This window comes from Dehalobacter sp. MCB1 (assembly GCF_003590275.1).
GTDB lineage: Bacteria > Bacillota > Desulfitobacteriia > Desulfitobacteriales > Syntrophobotulaceae > Dehalobacter.
The window spans coordinates 148,453-164,984 of record NZ_LXPC01000009.1 but is presented as its reverse complement, the minus strand read 5'-3'; the positions used below and the strand labels follow the sequence as shown (position 1 = coordinate 164,984).

Annotated in this window: 15 protein-coding genes and 1 other annotated feature; of the genes, 3 read left to right on the top strand and 12 right to left on the bottom strand. The window is 44.2% G+C overall.

Going from position 1 to position 16,532, the window contains the following annotated elements; all coding sequences use genetic code 11:
- Window positions 1–204: 204 nt before the first annotated feature.
- Window positions 205–1,020, top strand: coding sequence for an adenosylmethionine decarboxylase (gene speD / locus A7K50_RS06290; protein WP_020491127.1), 816 nt, complete (start codon window positions 205–207; stop codon window positions 1,018–1,020).
- A gap of 79 nt (window positions 1,021–1,099) precedes the next feature.
- Here speD and A7K50_RS06285 read toward each other — a convergent pair whose 3' ends face one another.
- The 3 genes from A7K50_RS06285 to A7K50_RS06275 form a co-directional block, all read right to left on the bottom strand.
- Entirely contained in the window at window positions 1,100–2,593 is a 1,494-nt protein-coding gene (locus A7K50_RS06285; RefSeq protein WP_119775037.1) for a 2-isopropylmalate synthase, read from the bottom strand.
- A gap of 142 nt (window positions 2,594–2,735) precedes the next feature.
- Window positions 2,736–2,997 (bottom strand) — a binding site (T-box leader).
- 88 nt (window positions 2,998–3,085) lie between these two features.
- Complete coding sequence (gene uppS, locus A7K50_RS06280) at window positions 3,086–3,727, bottom strand: polyprenyl diphosphate synthase (RefSeq protein WP_020491129.1); 642 nt, start codon at window positions 3,725–3,727, stop codon at window positions 3,086–3,088.
- Between the two features lie 288 nt (window positions 3,728–4,015).
- Entirely contained in the window at window positions 4,016–4,720 is a 705-nt protein-coding gene (locus A7K50_RS06275; RefSeq protein ID WP_119775036.1) for a CHAP domain-containing protein, read from the bottom strand.
- A 354-nt stretch (window positions 4,721–5,074) separates the two neighbouring features.
- Between A7K50_RS06275 and typA the strand changes: the two genes are divergently transcribed.
- The gene (gene typA / locus A7K50_RS06270) at window positions 5,075–6,904 is read left to right on the top strand and encodes a translational GTPase TypA (protein WP_020491131.1); all 1,830 of its coding nucleotides are present in this window, start codon (window positions 5,075–5,077) and stop codon (window positions 6,902–6,904) included.
- 192 nt (window positions 6,905–7,096) lie between these two features.
- Window positions 7,097–7,411: a hypothetical protein gene (locus A7K50_RS06265; RefSeq protein ID WP_119775035.1), complete on the top strand. Its 315-nt coding sequence runs from the start codon at window positions 7,097–7,099 to the stop codon at window positions 7,409–7,411.
- Between the two features lie 98 nt (window positions 7,412–7,509).
- On the opposite strand, the gene A7K50_RS06260 is transcribed toward A7K50_RS06265, so the two are convergent.
- The 9 genes from A7K50_RS06260 to A7K50_RS06215 all read right to left on the bottom strand — a co-directional run bounded on the left by A7K50_RS06260 (window position 7,510) and on the right by A7K50_RS06215 (window position 16,510).
- On the bottom strand, window positions 7,510–7,677 hold the full coding sequence (locus A7K50_RS06260) for a DUF1540 domain-containing protein (RefSeq protein WP_083916705.1): 168 nt from the start codon (window positions 7,675–7,677) through the stop codon (window positions 7,510–7,512).
- A gap of 129 nt (window positions 7,678–7,806) precedes the next feature.
- A complete protein-coding gene (locus A7K50_RS06255; protein WP_199698239.1) occupies window positions 7,807–8,067 on the bottom strand; it encodes a GIY-YIG nuclease family protein in 261 nt (86 codons plus the stop codon).
- Between the two features lie 116 nt (window positions 8,068–8,183).
- The gene (metA, locus tag A7K50_RS06250; protein ID WP_119775033.1) at window positions 8,184–9,113 is read right to left on the bottom strand and encodes a homoserine O-succinyltransferase; all 930 of its coding nucleotides are present in this window, start codon (window positions 9,111–9,113) and stop codon (window positions 8,184–8,186) included.
- 104 nt (window positions 9,114–9,217) lie between these two features.
- Window positions 9,218–10,411 (bottom strand): carboxynorspermidine decarboxylase, encoded by a 1,194-nt coding sequence (gene nspC, locus A7K50_RS06245; RefSeq protein WP_119775032.1) that lies wholly within the window; start codon window positions 10,409–10,411, stop codon window positions 9,218–9,220.
- Between the two features lie 14 nt (window positions 10,412–10,425).
- Window positions 10,426–11,625 carry a saccharopine dehydrogenase family protein gene (locus A7K50_RS06240; protein WP_119775031.1) on the bottom strand — a complete coding sequence of 400 codons (1,200 nt, stop codon included), beginning with the start codon at window positions 11,623–11,625 and terminating at the stop codon, window positions 10,426–10,428.
- Window positions 11,626–12,280: 655 nt separating this feature from the next.
- Entirely contained in the window at window positions 12,281–13,357 is a 1,077-nt protein-coding gene (mnmA, locus tag A7K50_RS06235) for a tRNA 2-thiouridine(34) synthase MnmA (RefSeq protein ID WP_119775030.1), read from the bottom strand.
- Between the two features lie 67 nt (window positions 13,358–13,424).
- The gene (locus A7K50_RS06230; RefSeq protein WP_119775029.1) at window positions 13,425–14,705 is read right to left on the bottom strand and encodes an O-acetylhomoserine aminocarboxypropyltransferase/cysteine synthase family protein; all 1,281 of its coding nucleotides are present in this window, start codon (window positions 14,703–14,705) and stop codon (window positions 13,425–13,427) included.
- Window positions 14,706–14,859: 154 nt separating this feature from the next.
- A complete protein-coding gene (gene cysK, locus A7K50_RS06225; RefSeq protein ID WP_119775028.1) occupies window positions 14,860–15,789 on the bottom strand; it encodes a cysteine synthase A in 930 nt (309 codons plus the stop codon).
- A 274-nt stretch (window positions 15,790–16,063) separates the two neighbouring features.
- A complete protein-coding gene (locus A7K50_RS06215) occupies window positions 16,064–16,510 on the bottom strand; it encodes an Rrf2 family transcriptional regulator (protein ID WP_119775027.1) in 447 nt (148 codons plus the stop codon).
- Window positions 16,511–16,532 lie beyond the last annotated feature (22 nt).

Here is a 16,532-nt window from a genome sequence, read left to right as displayed (position 1 = left end):
GCAAACTTTATTTTTTCTTAATAAATTATAACCTATACCTTGTTAATCTTACAAAGAATATTATCACCATTTTCGTTCTGTTTTTAAAAATATTTATTCAAAAACATTTGGAGTGTCTATAGAAAAAGCTAAAAAATATGTATAATAAAGTAGTAACTTGAAAGAAAAAGGCTAAAAAAATAATATTTGGTACAGGTGCAGTGAATGAACATAAAACCTATCAATAAGAAACTAAAATTATATGGTTTTAACAACCTGACGAAAACGTTGAGTTTTAATTTCTATGATATCTGCTATGCTTTATCGCAGGATCAACATAAGAAGTACATTGAATACATTGATGAAGAATACAATGCCGACAGGCTGGTTAAAATTCTGACTTCTGTCGCTGAAATCATTGAAGCTAATATTCTGAATATTGCCAATCAGGATTACGATCCTCAGGGTGCCAGTGTCACTATGCTGGTTGCTGAAAATCAAATTATGAGTCGTGAACCAATGGAAATTCTTGAAAATGAGGCCCCGGGTCCTGATTCGCAGTCGTTGGTCGGCCATCTGGATAAGAGTCATATTACGGTACATACATATCCAGAAAACCACCCTGACAAGGGGATTAGTACGTTCCGAGCCGATATTGACGTCTCCACCTGCGGCCAGATCTCGCCGCTAAAGGCTTTAAACTACTTGATTACGAGTTTTGAGCCGGATATTGCGATTATCGATTACCGTGTCCGGGGCTTTACCCGGGATGTCAACGGTAGAAAACATTTTATTGATCATAAGATCAATTCCATTCAGAATTTTATTTCGGAAGAGACTAGAAACAGATATCAGCTGATTGATGTCAATGTCTATCAGGATAATATTTTCCACACCAAAATGCTTTTGAGAGAGTTTGATCTTGACCATTATTTGTTCGGAGCTGAAAAAGAAGAGATATCCTCCAGTAAAAGAAGAAGGGTCAAACAAAGAATCAAACATGAGATGCAGGAGATTTTCTCCGGGAGAAATGTTTTCTAAATGCTTTATGAAGCTTAGAAAAGGCGGTGTCGCAAACTACGAAAAAAGTAGTTAGTCGACACCGTCTTTTCCTTGTCTGTTAGCTTAGTTTGGAGACGGCATCAGCATACGCATGGGCGCTGGCATCGATGACGTCGGTACTTACTCCCTTACCGACATAATAATTTCCGTCGGCAAAAACTTTAACAGTTGCATTCCCCAACGCCTCTTTACCGCGGCTCACAGATTTGATACTATAATCCTCGAGCCGGACTTCGATACCGGTAATTCGGTCAATTGCTTTAAACACCGCATCGACAGGACCGTTTCCGATCGCCGCATCGGTTATCTCCGTGCCCTGTATTTCCAAAGTAACCGCAGCGGTGGCCGACTGTTTCCCTGATGTAGCTACGGATATATTCTTAACCTTGATCCTGTTTTGCTCAGGTATACCCGTTCCCATCAGAATATGCAAATCTTCATCGTAGATTTCTTGCTTTTTATCGGCCAGCAATAGAAATTCTTCGTAAAGGGTATTCATCTGGCTATCTTCCAGCTTATATCCGAGTTCCTCCAGCCTGTGTTTCAGCGCATGCCTTCCTGATCTGGCACTTAGGACAATCTGGTTCCTCGGTACGCCGATGGTCTCCGGATCAATAATCTCATAGGTCTGTTTCTCTTTCAGGATACCATCTTGATGAATACCGGAAGCATGCATAAACGCATTTGTCCCGACTATCGCCTTATGGCTCGGTACAGGAACCCCTGTGATTGAGGAAACCAGTCTACTGGTCGCGGCAATTTCCCGGGTGTTTACAGCCAAATCGATGCCGTAGCGATCTTTCTGGGTATACATCGCCATAATCACTTCTTCCAAAGCAGTATTGCCGGCTCTTTCACCTATCCCGTTGATAGTGCCTTCCACTTGATCGGCCCCGGCCATAACCCCGGCTAGGGTGTTTGCTGTGGCCATTCCAAGATCATTATGACAATGGACACTTATTTTCACCCGGTCAATATTAGGGACATTCGTTTTGATATAGGAGACCAGTTCGCCGAATTCCCAAGGAGTCGCGTATCCTACAGTATCCGGAATATTTACGACTGTTGCTCCAGCTGCGATTACGCGCTCAAATATCTTAGCCAGAAAATCATAATCACTCCGGAAAGCGTCTTCAGCATAAAACTCGACATCGTTCAGATATTTTTTGGCATGTCTGACAGCTTCTTCAGCCTTTTGGATCACCTGTTCCGGTTTTAGCCTGAGTTTTTTCTCCATATGAATCGGGGAAACGGCGATTCCGGTATGAATTCTAGGGTTCTCAGCTTCTTTGAGGGCCTCGGCACAAAGGTCAATATCTTTCTTCACACAACGGGTTAGTCCACACACTGTGATCCCCTTAACCTCCCTGCCAATGATTTTCACAGATTCGAAATCCCCGGGCGATGAAGCTGGAAAGCCCGCCTCCAGAATATCCACGCCAAGTGTAACCAGCTGCTTGGCAATCTCCAACTTTTCCCGGACATTTAATGTGATTCCGAGAGATTGTTCGCCGTCTCTTAATGTTGTGTCGAACAAATATAATCTGCGCATAAGACATTACCTCCTTCAACGTCGCCGTCCTTGCCATCCTTTACACTGCAACCTTTGTCCATCCGTGGACTTGTCGCTCCTTTCCCTCCGTGGAACCGCGACATTAGTCCATCCGTGGACGTCAAAAAGCCTTCGTCTCAAATAATGAGACGAAGGCCAATTCGCGGTACCACTCATGTTAACGGCATATGCCGTTCACTCAACAGGATGCGGGAAAACAATAAAATCATCTTCCGATATCCCCTTCCTTTTAACGGCGGAAGACTCCGTCCGGTCCTACTACCTGAATGGTTTCAGCCGGCAACTCAAGGGGGAGTTCAGTCTTTCGTCTTGACCGCTTTTCACCAGCCTGCGGCTCTCTGCACAAATACTCCGGACTTATTATTCCCTGTCATCATCTTTTCATATATTTCTGTATACTATATCAGTTCAATTACTTCTTTGTCAATACCTTTATTGACCGAGAATGTTCATTTTTTACTCACATTCTCTCTAACCGCCTAAAGTGATATCCTGCGTATTATACCACTTCAGAGCATCATAGAAATGCGCTTCCTTAAAATCAGGCCAGTAATCATCAAGCACATAGAAATCCGCATAAACACTTTGCGCAGGCAAGAAGCCGCTGAGTCGGCGTCTTCCTCCCCAGCGGATCAGCAAGTCAACTCTGGAGATATCATTTGATTTTAGCTCTTTAATAATCTTTCTCTTATTCTTCTCGGCAGTACGAAGATTTCCCAGATCCCATTCCCAGCCATAATTAACGAGAAAATTGACCCTAATGCCCCCATTACCGACTTTTGTCCGACGCGTATATGGCAGCAGTGCCTTGGGGAACATCTTAGATTCTGTATCGCCAATCACTAACAAGGACACGTCCTCACTCGCAATCATATCAATTGCATCGATGCAGGCCTGCACAAAAGCTTTCTTTTGAGTAGCTGGTCTTTTGGTATTATCCACTGTGAAACCATAATAGGTCAGTTCTTTGACGCCGGCTTCCCTGCATAATTTCAAAAGTTTTAGTCCTGGGTTCAGACCTTCCCGGTAGCCCATCTCCTTTGGTAATCCATTGTTGTCTGCCCATCGCCGGTTGCCATCTGGAATAACCCCAATATGATTGGGAATTCTCATTCTGAATACTCCTTTACACCTATGCTGATAATGTTTAGTATTTTCTATGAATTTACCATTATTATTTCCGATTATCGTAGATTATTCCTAATTATTTGCGGCGAATAAAGAAAACCTGGCTGACACCAAACCTCGGCGTTAATCTTAGCTGTACTTATATATATCAGAAAGCACTTAACTTTCCGATATACTAAAATAACCGAGCCGAAAATTTCCCATCGGCTCAGCCTTCATATTTTCCTAGCTTGTATGGTTTGAAAGATCTAAAATCTTTGCTGATAGACTGGTTTACCTGCTGCTAACTCTGAGCCATCCAGCCGGATCTCTGTCTCCGGATATCGTATAGGCACCATCTTTGTAAACAAGACTGTATTTTTCCCTGGGAACCTCGGAGTTCTGCTGAATGACTTCAATCCAGTTGTCGCCTACTCCGCAGATAATTGCAACGTGACCGTAAGACCCCTCATCGAAGACCAGCAGGTCTCCTTCCCGGGGTTTTTCATTCCCTCCGTTAACGTACTGAACAAGGCCTCTCTGTTCATTCAGTTCGCCCTGCGCCAGCATCGGATTAAAGAAATATTTGGCGTTTCCAGCGCCGTCAGGCATCTCATGATGATAGATTTCATAATAGAATCGTTTGACGAATTCCACACACTGCCACTTGTAGCCGTAATAATAATCGTCTTCACTATAACTTAAGCCGTGGCTGGACATATAATTCGCGCCATTGGAATAGACTGGCACACCTTTATATTCATCAATTTTTGTACCGGCAGCAACGTCAGCTTGCCGGATTAGACGCGCAGTATCCGCTGCTTCACTGGAATGATCCGCCGTTTGAGCTCCGTAGCTTGAGCCTGTCTGTGAATGATCGGTTGCATTGCTGGAAACTATTTTGGATCCCATTACGATTGCTAAGGCAAATACGATGATTAAGATGGCGAGCAACGGTGTCTTGTTTCGTCTGCGATAGGTTCGCCTGGATTTCCTCATCGGGTCTGCTCCTTCATGATGTGTTTTAGACTCGTCCCTATGAAATTATATATTTCTCCGCATATTTGCGCAAGCCTTACCGCGAACATGCCGATTGTAGAATCATGTTGAAACAGTTCCAATAAAAAACAGACAGACCCAGATTTCAGAATAAAACAAAAAATGACCGGGAAAAATAAATTAATTTGAAAAAAACTTTAAACGTATTATAATATTAAAGGTTACGTCCTCTTCATATGCAGGACGATTGGCAAGTATTCCTTCTTTAAGATTGAAGATATGCAAATACCAATATTCTTATTTATGTGCTTACTTGTTAAAGAGAAAGAATTAGATTACGACAGGAGAAATTGAATGTACGCTGACCATTTAAGAAATTTAGCAATTATTGCCCACGTCGATCATGGTAAAACAAGTCTTGTTGATGTCATGCTCAGACAAAGCGGAGCATTTCGCTCCAATGAACAAGTGGAAGAAAGAGTCATGGACTCCAATGATCTGGAGAAGGAACGCGGAATTACCATTCTGGCTAAAAATACTTCCGTAAACTGGCAGGGTATCAAGATTAATATTGTTGATACTCCTGGACATGCCGATTTTGGCGGGGAAGTCGAACGCGTTCTGAAAATGGTCGACGGCGTTCTTCTCGTTGTTGATGCATTTGAAGGCCCTATGCCTCAGACGAAATTTGTGCTCCGTAAGGCTTTGGAACTCAATTTAAAACCCATTGTTGTCATTAACAAAATCGACCGTCCTGAAGCGCGTCCCTACGAAGTTGTCGACGAAGTCCTGGAGTTGTTTATGCAGCTTGGCGCGAGTGATGAACAGCTTGATTTTCCAATTGTTTATACCTCAGCCCGTCAGGGAAATGCCGGTTATGAACCCGGGGAAATGACTGAAGATCTGGTCCCGTTATTCGAAACGATTCTGAGAGAAATTCCTGCTCCAGAATGTGATCCCGACAGTCCTCTGCAAATGCTGGCAACAACACTTGATTATAATGATTACCTTGGCAAAATTGCAATCGGCCGTGTCTTCCGGGGTAAACTGACTGCCAATACTCCGGTCGCAGTGATTAAAAGAGACGGATCAGTCGAAAAAGTCAAAGTCGGTAAAGTATTTACCTTCCAGAACTTAGGCCGGGTTGATGTACTTGAAGCAAATGCCGGAGATATCGTGGCTATTAGCGGCATTCCTAATATCAATATCGGAGAAACGATAGCTGATCCGCTGAATCCGGAACCTCTTCCGATGATTGAAATTGACGAACCCACTCTGACCATGCTTTTCATGGTCAATACCGGTCCTTTTGCCGGAATGGAAGGAAAACATATCACGTCCCGTAAACTCAGGGAAAGACTGTTTAAAGAGATTGAAACAAACGTTAGCCTCCGCGTGGAAGAAACTGAAAATATGGACTGTTTTCAGGTATCAGGACGTGGAGAGCTGCACCTGTCCATCCTGATCGAGAATATGCGAAGAGAAGGCTTCGAACTGATGGTCTCGAAACCGGAAGTCATTCTGAAGGAGATTGACGGTGTCAAATGTGAGCCATTTGAGCATTTGACCTGCGATATCCCTGATTCGTGCACTGGTACCGTGATTGAAATGCTTGGCACCCGCAAAGCCGAGATGCAGAACATGGTCAGCATGTCTGGTGGCGTTACGCGCCTGGAGTTTTTGATTCCGGCACGTGGGTTGATCGGTTTCAGGGGGGACTATCTGACCGAAACCCGTGGGGAAGGGATCATGGCGCATGTGTTCCATTCCTATCAGCCGTATAAAGGAGATATTCAGGGCCGCAGCCGGGGAGTCCTAGTCGCTTCAGATCCGGGAGAATCCACTGCTTATGCACTGTTTCAGCTGCAGGACCGCGGCAGAATGTTTATTGATCCCGGAACCAAAGTCTATGAGGGAATGATTGTCGGCCAAAGTAACCGCGAACAAGATATTGATATCAACATTGCCCGCAAAAAGCAGTTGACCAATATGCGCTCCAGCGGAGCCGATGAAAGCCTGAGGCTAGAACCGGCAAAATTGCTTGGTCTGGAAGAAGCCCTGGAATATATCAATGATGATGAATATGTAGAAGTGACACCTGTCAATATTCGCCTGCGCAAAAGATTTTTAGACAAAAACACCCGCACCCGTTATGAAAAACAAAGGAATTTGAGCGGAATCTAATCCTCAAATCAGAATACCTGACAATGAAAAAGCCTGATCGAGAATCCTGAATCCCTTTCCAGATGATTCTTGCATTAGGCTTTTTTGTTATTTGATTTTTAACCTAGTCATCATTTACTAGGCACATATTATTTTATTTTACCATAATATGGAATGTAAAAGGACAAATTTTATACAATCAGGTGATCTATAATGGTTTTTGAGCTTCTGCTGGCTTTAAGCCTCCGTTTTTTTCTATTTGACTTTGTCTTATTTAAAAAAATCAGAGATGCCCTTAAGCAGAAAGGCTACTTTTTCTGCAAGCTGTTTGGCTGTCCATTCTGTCAAGGCTTTTGGTGCGGTTTAGCTATTTTCTTATATTACCATTCGCTCCAGCTTAACTTACAGCAGCTTATTGCATTCCTGGCCTTCGGCTTTATCTCCGCTTATCTGGGTCTTATCTCTGCCGTAATCATTGACCCGCTTATTCAAAGATATGAGCGGAATACCGGTATACCACTTCAGTAGCCTGTAATCAATATTAGAGGGATTATTATTATTGAAACAAAAGTAACAAGAATAGAAAAAGGGGGAACAAAAGTAGCGTATTCCCCCCATTTTTCCTGTTATTCTTTGATGAAGGTCGCACAGTCAGTCTGTTCGGAGTTAGCTGCATTCCGGGGCTGCACTTCAATTTTCTCAGCTGTGCAGTGGTCCCCATCCATATAATAATAACAGGTATTGACCACACATCTGATTCCAGTGTTAGGTCCTTGCATCTTCTTGGCTTTCATCGCAAAAATACCTCCGTTTTAATATTTTCCGTTTTATTATAGACCGCTGAAAAGAAAATATTCTGTGGCCGGAAAGGTAAATTCTGTGCTTATGCTTAATTTTTAGTAAAAAAATAACCTGACATTCCATCAGGTTATTTGATCCGACTTGCTTTGGGCAATCAGCTGATATTTTTGTTCCCGGGTTAATTGTTTGATGCTGTATTCCCTTTGGAATGCTTCCGGCTTGGATGACACCTGTTCCAGGTATTTGAGGACAACAGGAAACCGCGACCGGGTATATTTAGCACCCGTACCCATGTTATGGGCTGTCAACCTCTTTTCTATGTCTACAGTCCAACCTGTATACAGTGTCCCATCTTTGCATTCTACAATATAAACGTAAAACAATCCGTAAGCCCCCAAAGAGAAAAGGATGCGCATGCTATCTAAAATTTCAAAATTTAAATTTTAACAAAACTGTTAAGTTAATTTAATCTGGCTCAGTCGGCTCTGCAACTTAAAACTCAGTCCGACTCAGCCAATTGTCCAAGGTCAAAAGGCGTCTGCTGGTATACATAGTAGTTCAGCCAATTTAAAAACAGTAAATTGGCATGTCCTCTCCAGGTGACCTGAGGCATTCTCTTCGGATCATCATTAGGAAAGTAATTATTGGGGACCGCGATATCCAGGCCTTTATTCACATCCCGGTCATACTCGGTTTTCAGCGTAAGCGCATCATACTCGGGATGGCCGGTAACAAAAAGATGCCTGCCATGCTTGCCGGCGACCATATAGACACCAGCGTCATCCGATGTTGCCAGGACTTCCAGTTCCGAATGCTTTTCAATGTCTTCGATCCGGATTTCCGTATGGCGGGAATGCGGTGCATTGAACACTTCGTCAAATCCCCGCAGAAAATTATTGTTGTTACAATTGATAATCTTATGGTTGAATATCCCAAACATTTTACTATCAAGCGGATATTTCGGAATCCCGTAATGATAATATAATCCCGCCTGGGCTCCCCAGCAGACATGTATGGTTGAATAGACGTTGGTAAGGCTCCACTTCATAATCTGTTTGAGTTCATCCCAGTAGTCCACATCTTCAAATTCCAGATTTTCGACCGGTGCACCGGTGATAATCAGACCATCAAATTTTTGGTCTTTCACTTCGTCAAAAGAGCTGTAGAACCTGCTTAAATGCTCTTCCGAAGTATTTGCAGGCTTATGCGTCCAAGTGTAGAGCAGTGTTATCTCTATTTGCAGAGGTGAGTTGCTCATCAAGCGCAAATACTGTGTTTCGGTAACGATTTTGGTAGGCATTAAATTAAGCAGTGCTATTCTTAAAGGACGAATATCCTGGTGCTGTGCCCGGTCTTCGCCCATAATAAATATATTTTCATTCTCCAGGATTTCTTTTGCCGGTAAATCGTCCGGAATTTTGATCGGCATTCGCTTTCCTCCTCAAGTGTCAAAAGTATTTGGTCAAATGCATGCTCCAATAAAACAGTATAATCTATCTTTTATGATCATACCACATTTTCAACTGGCTTGCCTTAAGACAGGCGATTTTTGAAGTCCTCATAGCCAAAGCTACGGACAGTCTCAATGGTACCGTCAGCCTTATTCAGGACAATATCCGGCAGCCGTATCCCATTGAATGTATTGTTTTTGACCATGGAGTAAATCGCCATATCACAGAAGACCAGGCGGTCTCCGGGATTTAAGGCTCGATCAAACGAATAATCCCCGATGATATCGCCGGCCAGGCAGGTTGGCCCCCCAAGACGGTACGTAATTTCCTTTTCTCCGGGCTGCCCTGAGCCCACTACCCGGGGACGGTACGGAACTTCCAGTACATCCGGCATATGGCAGGCAGCTGAAGCATCCAGGATAGCAATGTTCATACCGTTATGCAGCGTATCCAGCACGGATGAGACCAGAAAACCGGCATTCAACGCGATCGCCTCTCCAGGCTCCAGATAGACTGCGATACCGTAGGTTTCCCGGAGGCGCTTAACGGTCCGAATCAGAAGCTCCCGATCGTAATCTTCACGTGTAATGTGGTGCCCGCCACCGAGATTCAGCCATTTCATCCCAGGCAAGAACTGACCGAACGACTCCTCAAAGGCTTCGACCGTTGTCACCAGCGCATCAGCATTTTGTTCGCACAGCGTATGCAGATGCAGTCCGGAAAGACCTTTGAGCCAATCCTGCTTAAAGTTTGCCCTGGTCACACCGAGTCTGGAATAGGGTCCACAGGGATCATACATGCCATGACCTTCCTGGGTGGAACATTCCGGGTTGATCCGCAGGCCGCATTCTGCCCCTGCGGCAAGCGCCCGCTTACCAAACTTATCCCACTGAGAAAAGCTATTAAATATGATATGATCGGATACAGTCAGGATCTCATCAAATTCATCCTCCCTGTAAGCCGGACTGAAAATATGCACTTCTTTGCCAAATTTTTCGCGGCCAAGCTTCGCCTCGTACACACCGCTGGCTGTTGTTCCGCACAAGTATTGGGCAATCAAAGGGTATACCCGGAACATTGAAAACGCCTTCTGAGCGAGCAGAATTTTTGCTCCGCTCTGTTCCTGAACGTCTTGTAAAATCTTTAAATTTGAGATTAACAGATTTTCATCAACAACATAGCTCGGAGTCAGAACACAGTCAAACAAGTTTTCTGCATTTTCTGTTTCTACAGCCTTCAGTTCCTCAGTATCCTGTTCTCTTGCGTACAGGTCCATTATTGCATCTCCCATCAGGGTACCAGCACCGGATTGAAGTCCTCTTCCCAGGGCAGACCCCACTTATTGAGTGCTTCCATAAACGGATCGGGATCAAATTCTTCCATATTATAAACACCAGGTTTCGCCCAAATACCGTTCATGACCAGCATCGCCCCGATCATCGCTGGCACGCCAGTGGTATAGCTGATGGCTTGGCTTCCTACTTCGCGATAGCACTGCTCATGATCGCAGATATTATACAAATAGTAGGTTTTTTCCTTGCCGTCTTTAATCCCCTTGAAAATGCAGCCAATATTGGTTTTGCCCTTGGTACGCGGACCAAGGGAAGCCGGATCCGGCAAGACAGCTTTTAAGAACTGCAAAGGGATGATTTCCATTCCATTATAATTAATAGGCTCAATGCTCGTCATACCAACGTTCTCAAGACATTTCAAATGTGTCAGGTAGCTTTGTCCGAAAGTCATAAAGAAACGGATGCGTTTGATGCCTTTAATATTCAGTGCCAGGCTTTCCAATTCCTCGTGATGCAGCAGGTACATATCCTTGACACCGACGCCCTTGAAATTGTACTCCCTTTTGATCTCCATCGGCTCGGTCTCCACCCAGTGGCCATTTTCCCAATAGCTGCCTTTGGCCGTGACTTCGCGGATATTAATCTCAGGGTTAAAGTTCGTCGCAAACGGATAACCGTGGTCACCGCCATTGCAGTCCAAAATATCAATTTCATGTATCTCATCAAAGTGGTGCTTTAATGCGTACGCACTGAATACACTGGTGACCCCCGGGTCAAAACCTGAACCGAGCAGTGCGGTAATTCCGGCTTCTTTAAATTTCTCCCGGTATTCCCACTGCCACTTGTATTCAAAATGAGCAGTATCCTCAGGCTCATAATTGGCGGTATCAACATAACTGGTCTTGGTGGCCAGACAGGCATCCATAATATGCAGGTCCTGATACGGCAAAGCCAGATTCAGTACAACGTCAGGCTTCTCTTTGTTGATTAGTGCGATCAGTTCTTCCACGTTGTCAGCATCTACCTGGGCCGTTGTAATTTTGGTTTTACCTCCGCCCAGTTTTTCCGCTAAAGCATCACATTTCGATTTCGTACGGCTGGCAATACACAATTCTCCGAATACCTCTGAATTCTGACAGATCTTGTGAATTGCCACACCGGCGACGCCGCCGCAGCCGATAACGAGTACTTTTCCCATAACATTTTCCTCCAATCGCTGAAATAATTTTTGCTGTAAGTTCCTGACTTTCATCCCTCTACTGATCATGAAACATAAAACTTCGCAGACATTTTGACAAATAAAAAACACTTAAGGAGGCGGTACTGCAAAACAGGGCAGTACACCACACCTAAGCGCGACGATCATGAAAAACTTGTTTATTTGGCTCTATTTACGTCAAGGGCGAAGGCCCTTTCCATTTAGAGTTATTTATTCAGCTTTCGAGGTTTCAGAGTCTATATAGCAAGGAATTACTTTTACTACTCTTATTGATCGTTTCACAAGTGTGATGTGCAGCGGATTTGCACACGGCTATGAATTAGCCAACTCATAACGTTTCGAGCCGCCCCGGCTCAATCAATAAGGCAACAAAGTTGCCAACTTCGGCTTTTGACCCGGCTGTCCGTATGGCCTTGGTCCTCTATAGCTTCTGCAGAGAACGGTCAAAAAATTCTTTGCTAAAAAGGCTCTAATGCCTCTTTTCGCAACTGAAATTATATCTAATATTTCGAGATATTTCAATAGTTTTTATAAATTAGTTTTAACAAGCTTCAAATTTTATATGTTTTTGTTCCGCTATTCGATTTTATAGCTACTTATGAATCTCGTATACTTCTTCCATCAGGGCAAATCTTTAGCATTTAATAGTTTCTCGGATTGTACCTCCTCCTAAGACGCTTTCTCCGTCGTAAAATACGACCGCCTGTCCGGGAGTCACCGCACGCTGTTTTTCTCCAAAGATCACTACGGCTGTCCCATTTTCCAGAGAATTAACCACCGCGGATACTTTTGGCGCATTGTATCTGATCTTCACCAGGATGTTTTGAATCTGTTCTGGAAACACACCGGAAATATAATGCACATTCTCAACATGCAGGCCTGAGCTGAAAAGCTCGTCCTTTGATCCGACCCTGATCGTATTAGTTTCAGCATCAATCGAAGTAACATAAACAGGAAAACCGAGCGCCAGTCCGAGTCCCTTATGCTGCCCGACTGTATAGCGGTATATTCCCTTATGTCTGCCGAGAATCATCCCCCGAGAATCAACGATAACCCCCTGAACATCCTTCAATTGACGGTATCCTTCAATAAAATCGCCTGCTGTTCCCTCGACAAAACAAATATCCTGACTCTCTGCTTTTTTGGCGACAGCCAGTCCTTCCCCTTCAGCAATCTGCCTGACATCCGCTTTGCGATATTCACCCAGGGGAAAAAAAGTATGGGCAAGCTGATCCTGAGTCAGATGATAGAGTGCGTAACTCTGGTCTTTCGTCTCATCAATCCCTGCTTTCAGCACCCACTGGTGTGTTTTGTCATCATACTCCTTCCTGACATAATGCCCAGTTGCAATATAATCCGCCCCCAAACCACGGGCTTTCTGCAGCAAAGAATCAAATTTCAGATGCTTGTTGCATTCGATACATGGATTAGGCGTTCTTCCTCGAAGATATTCACTGCAGAAGTTGTCAATAACCTTGTCTTCAAACTCCTTCCTGAAATTCATCACGTAATATGGAATTTTAAGCTTCCAGGCCACTCTGCGGGCGTCATTGACTGCCTCGAGGCCGCAGCACGCTTTGGCTTTGTCCTCCGACTGCAGCCAGATCTGCATGGTGATACCGATAACCCGGTATCCTTCTCTTTTTAACAACAGAGCAGCAACTGAACTGTCGACGCCGCCGCTCATGGCAACCACTACGGTTTTTTTCATATTCATTCTCCCGTTGCTTGATCATTGGTTTAGTAGAAATGAATTGCTATTGCCCATAAGTTATTCGTTATAGTTTGGCAAAAGCCTGTTCCAGATCAGCAATGATATCATCGGCATCTTCAATTCCAATCGACAATCGGATCATATCGGGTGTTACCCCGGCAGCCCGCTGTTCTTCCTCGGAGAGCTGGGCATGCGTGGTACTAGCAGGATGTATAACAAGGGACTTGGCATCTGCAACATTGGCAAGCAGCGAGAACAGCTCAAGATTGTTGATCAATTTTACTCCCGCTTCCGCGCCGCCTTTAATACCAAATGTAAATATAGAGCCAGGGCCTTGCGGAAAATATTTTAACGATAAATCAAAATATTTATTGTCTTTCAATCCCGGGTAATTCACCCACGAAACCTTGAGGTGGTTCTTCAAATAATCAACAACTTTCCAGGTGTTGGCCACGTGCTGTTTAACACGCAAAGACAAAGTTTCAAGACCCTGGATAAACAGGAAAGAATTAAACGGACTCAGTGCTGCGCCGGTATCTCGCAAGAGCTGCACTCTGGCTTTTAGAATAAAAGCCGGTGCACCCAATGTTGCATAAACCAATCCGTTGTAACTCGGATCCGGTTCTGTAAATCCAGGGAACTTGCCGCTGGCTGCCCAGTCAAATTTTCCGCCGTCAATGATCAGCCCGCCGATGGATGTGCCATGCCCCCCAATAAACTTGGTTGCTGAATGAACCACAATATCTGCACCGTATTCGATAGGTTTCAGAAGATATGGCGTTGCAAACGTATTGTCGATAATAAGCGGTATTCCGTTATCATGGGCTACTTTGGCAACTGCTTCAATATCTATGATATTGATTCCTGAATTGCCTATCGATTCAATATAAATGGCTTTGGTCTTCTCCTTGATGGCTTTCTTAAAATTCGCGGGATCATCCGGATTGACAAAATGGGTCTTGATCCCCAGCTTCGGAAGCGTAATCGCAAAAAGATTATGTGTCCCACCATACAGTGTGCTGGCAGAGACGATCTCATCTCCGGCCCCGGCGATATTCAGAATGGCGTAAGTAATAGCTGCAGAACCCGATCCTACAGCAAGCGCCCCGACACCACCTTCGAGCTCAGCAATTCTCTGTTCCAGAACATCCGATGTTGGATTCATGATCCGAGTGTAGATATTACCGGGTTCTGCCAAGGAAAACAAATTGGCTCCATGCTTAGCATCCCTGAACACATAGGATGTAGTCTGATAAATCGGGACGGCTCTGGATCCGGTAGTCGGATCCGGAACCTGGCCTGCATGGACCTGCAGGGTATCAAATTTCCAATTTTCTTTGCTCATATTAACATCTCCTCATTATATTTCCGTAATTTATTTTTTTGTCCCTTTTTCTGTTTCGCTCATTATGGCCTCCGAAGTTATTGCTTAGTTTTCATTCGTGTACGTTCTGCAAGATCATTAATAATATTATCTTCATCTACGCTTGCTTATAATCTTAACCCTCCTGGAACAACAGCGTACTCAGGTAACGTTCTCCGGTATCGGGAAGAACAACTACAATCCGTTTCCCTTCGTTTTCCGGACGTTTAGCCACTTCCAGGGCTGCATAGGCTGCGGCGCCGGAGGATATCCCAACCAAGAGTCCTTCCTCCCTGGCCAGCCTGCGTCCCGTTTCAAAAGCCTGTTCATTCGTAACTTTAAAAATCTCATCGACAATTCCCAGATTAAGGACCTGAGGGACAAATCCTGCTCCGATTCCCTGTATCTTGTGTGGCCCAGGCTTACCTCCCGATAAAACAGGTGAGTCATTTGGTTCTACCGCAATCACCTTTATATTAGGTTTTCGTGATTTAAGAATTTCACCGACCCCTGTAATGGTTCCGCCAGTTCCTACACCGCCAATCATAATATCCACGTTACCGTTTGTGTCATTCCAAATCTCTTCCGCTGTAGTACTGCGGTGAATCTCAGGATTGGCCGGATTTTCAAACTGCTGAGGAATAAAAGAGTTTGGCGTCTCCTTTGCCAGCTCCAACGCCTTTTGGATGGCTCCTTTCATCCCCTCAGCCCCAGGGGTTAATACAAGTTCAGCACCATAGGCTTTAAGCAAGCTGTGCCTTTCAACACTCATCGTGTCCGGCATGGTCAGAATCAACCGGTACCCTCTGGCAGCAGTCACAAAAGCGAGGCCAATTCCAGTATTTCCGCTCGTTGGTTCAATGATAACCGAATTTGTATTGATCAATCCTTTTTCCTCAGCCGTTTTGATCATATTCAGCGCAATCCTGTCTTTGACACTTCCGCCCGGATTAAAGGATTCCAGCTTGGCTACAATCTCTGCATTTAGTCCGGTTGTAAGTTTCTTTAGTTTAACCAATGGAGTTCCGCCTATTAAATCGGTAAGCTCTTCATAGATTTTACTCATATCAACACCTCCTCTTAAATACTATAATGTCTATGGTTTTAGTAGTGTTTAAAGACATCATAGTTATATTTCAGGAATTTGTCAATACTATTTCAAATTTAAATCAATTTAGATTGTCAAAGCGGGAGCGCCAAAAAAATAGCCCCATGGCTGCGTAAACAACCATGGGGCAGGAAAGTCTATTTTTCCGGATTTGCTGATCATCCCGGCAAAGCACTGCTGGAGAAAATTTCAACCGGATATGACGCTATTATTACTTTTGAAGTCAATTCTATCAAATACAATAATGATCAAAGGAATTGTTCATTTTCTCATATTCAGCCATCAGGTCTGCCAATGTATACGAATCCAGCACCTTGACCATAGCATTTTTTAAATCGTCCCAAACGAGTTTAGTCACACACAATTCAGCTCTGGAACAGGAACCCGGGTTATTGTCATTGACACATTCAACGGGAGATATCGGGCCTTCCAAAGCCCTAATCGTGTCACCGGCCGTAATACTTCCGGGCTCTCTGCCTAAAATATATCCTCCTTGGAATCCACGGATACTCTTAATCAGTCCATTCTGTTTCAATGTAATGAGAAGTTGTTCTAAATAGCGTTCAGATAAATCCTGACGTTCGGAAATGCTATGAATGGTTACCGGCCCTGCGTGCTCATTCAGGGCTACATCCAGAATCGCTCGAAGACCATATCTTCCTTTTGTTGATATTTTCAAGTTAACCCTTCTTTCCTTTCTC

What these genes read in the sequence shown, in the direction of transcription:
- mnmA (WP_119775030.1), bottom strand. Translation starts at nt 13,357, where the DNA reads ATGAAAAAAACCGTAGTGGTTGCCATGAGCGGCGGCGTCGACAGTTCA.
- A7K50_RS06260 (WP_083916705.1), bottom strand. Translation starts at nt 7,677, where the DNA reads ATGAAAGCCAAGAAGATGCAAGGACCTAACACTGGAATCAGATGTGTG.
- A7K50_RS06230 (WP_119775029.1), bottom strand. Translation starts at nt 14,705, where the DNA reads ATGAGCAAAGAAAATTGGAAATTTGATACCCTGCAGGTCCATGCAGGC.
- speD (WP_020491127.1), top strand. Translation starts at nt 205, where the DNA reads ATGAACATAAAACCTATCAATAAGAAACTAAAATTATATGGTTTTAAC.
- cysK (WP_119775028.1), bottom strand. Translation starts at nt 15,789, where the DNA reads ATGAGTAAAATCTATGAAGAGCTTACCGATTTAATAGGCGGAACTCCA.
- typA (WP_020491131.1), top strand. Translation starts at nt 5,075, where the DNA reads ATGTACGCTGACCATTTAAGAAATTTAGCAATTATTGCCCACGTCGAT.
- uppS (WP_020491129.1), bottom strand. Translation starts at nt 3,727, where the DNA reads ATGAGAATTCCCAATCATATTGGGGTTATTCCAGATGGCAACCGGCGA.
- metA (WP_119775033.1), bottom strand. Translation starts at nt 9,113, where the DNA reads ATGCCGATCAAAATTCCGGACGATTTACCGGCAAAAGAAATCCTGGAG.
- A7K50_RS06265 (WP_119775035.1), top strand. Translation starts at nt 7,097, where the DNA reads ATGGTTTTTGAGCTTCTGCTGGCTTTAAGCCTCCGTTTTTTTCTATTT.
- A7K50_RS06275 (WP_119775036.1), bottom strand. Translation starts at nt 4,720, where the DNA reads ATGAGGAAATCCAGGCGAACCTATCGCAGACGAAACAAGACACCGTTG.
- A7K50_RS06240 (WP_119775031.1), bottom strand. Translation starts at nt 11,625, where the DNA reads ATGGGAAAAGTACTCGTTATCGGCTGCGGCGGCGTCGCCGGTGTGGCA.
- A7K50_RS06285 (WP_119775037.1), bottom strand. Translation starts at nt 2,593, where the DNA reads ATGCGCAGATTATATTTGTTCGACACAACATTAAGAGACGGCGAACAA.
- nspC (WP_119775032.1), bottom strand. Translation starts at nt 10,411, where the DNA reads ATGGACCTGTACGCAAGAGAACAGGATACTGAGGAACTGAAGGCTGTA.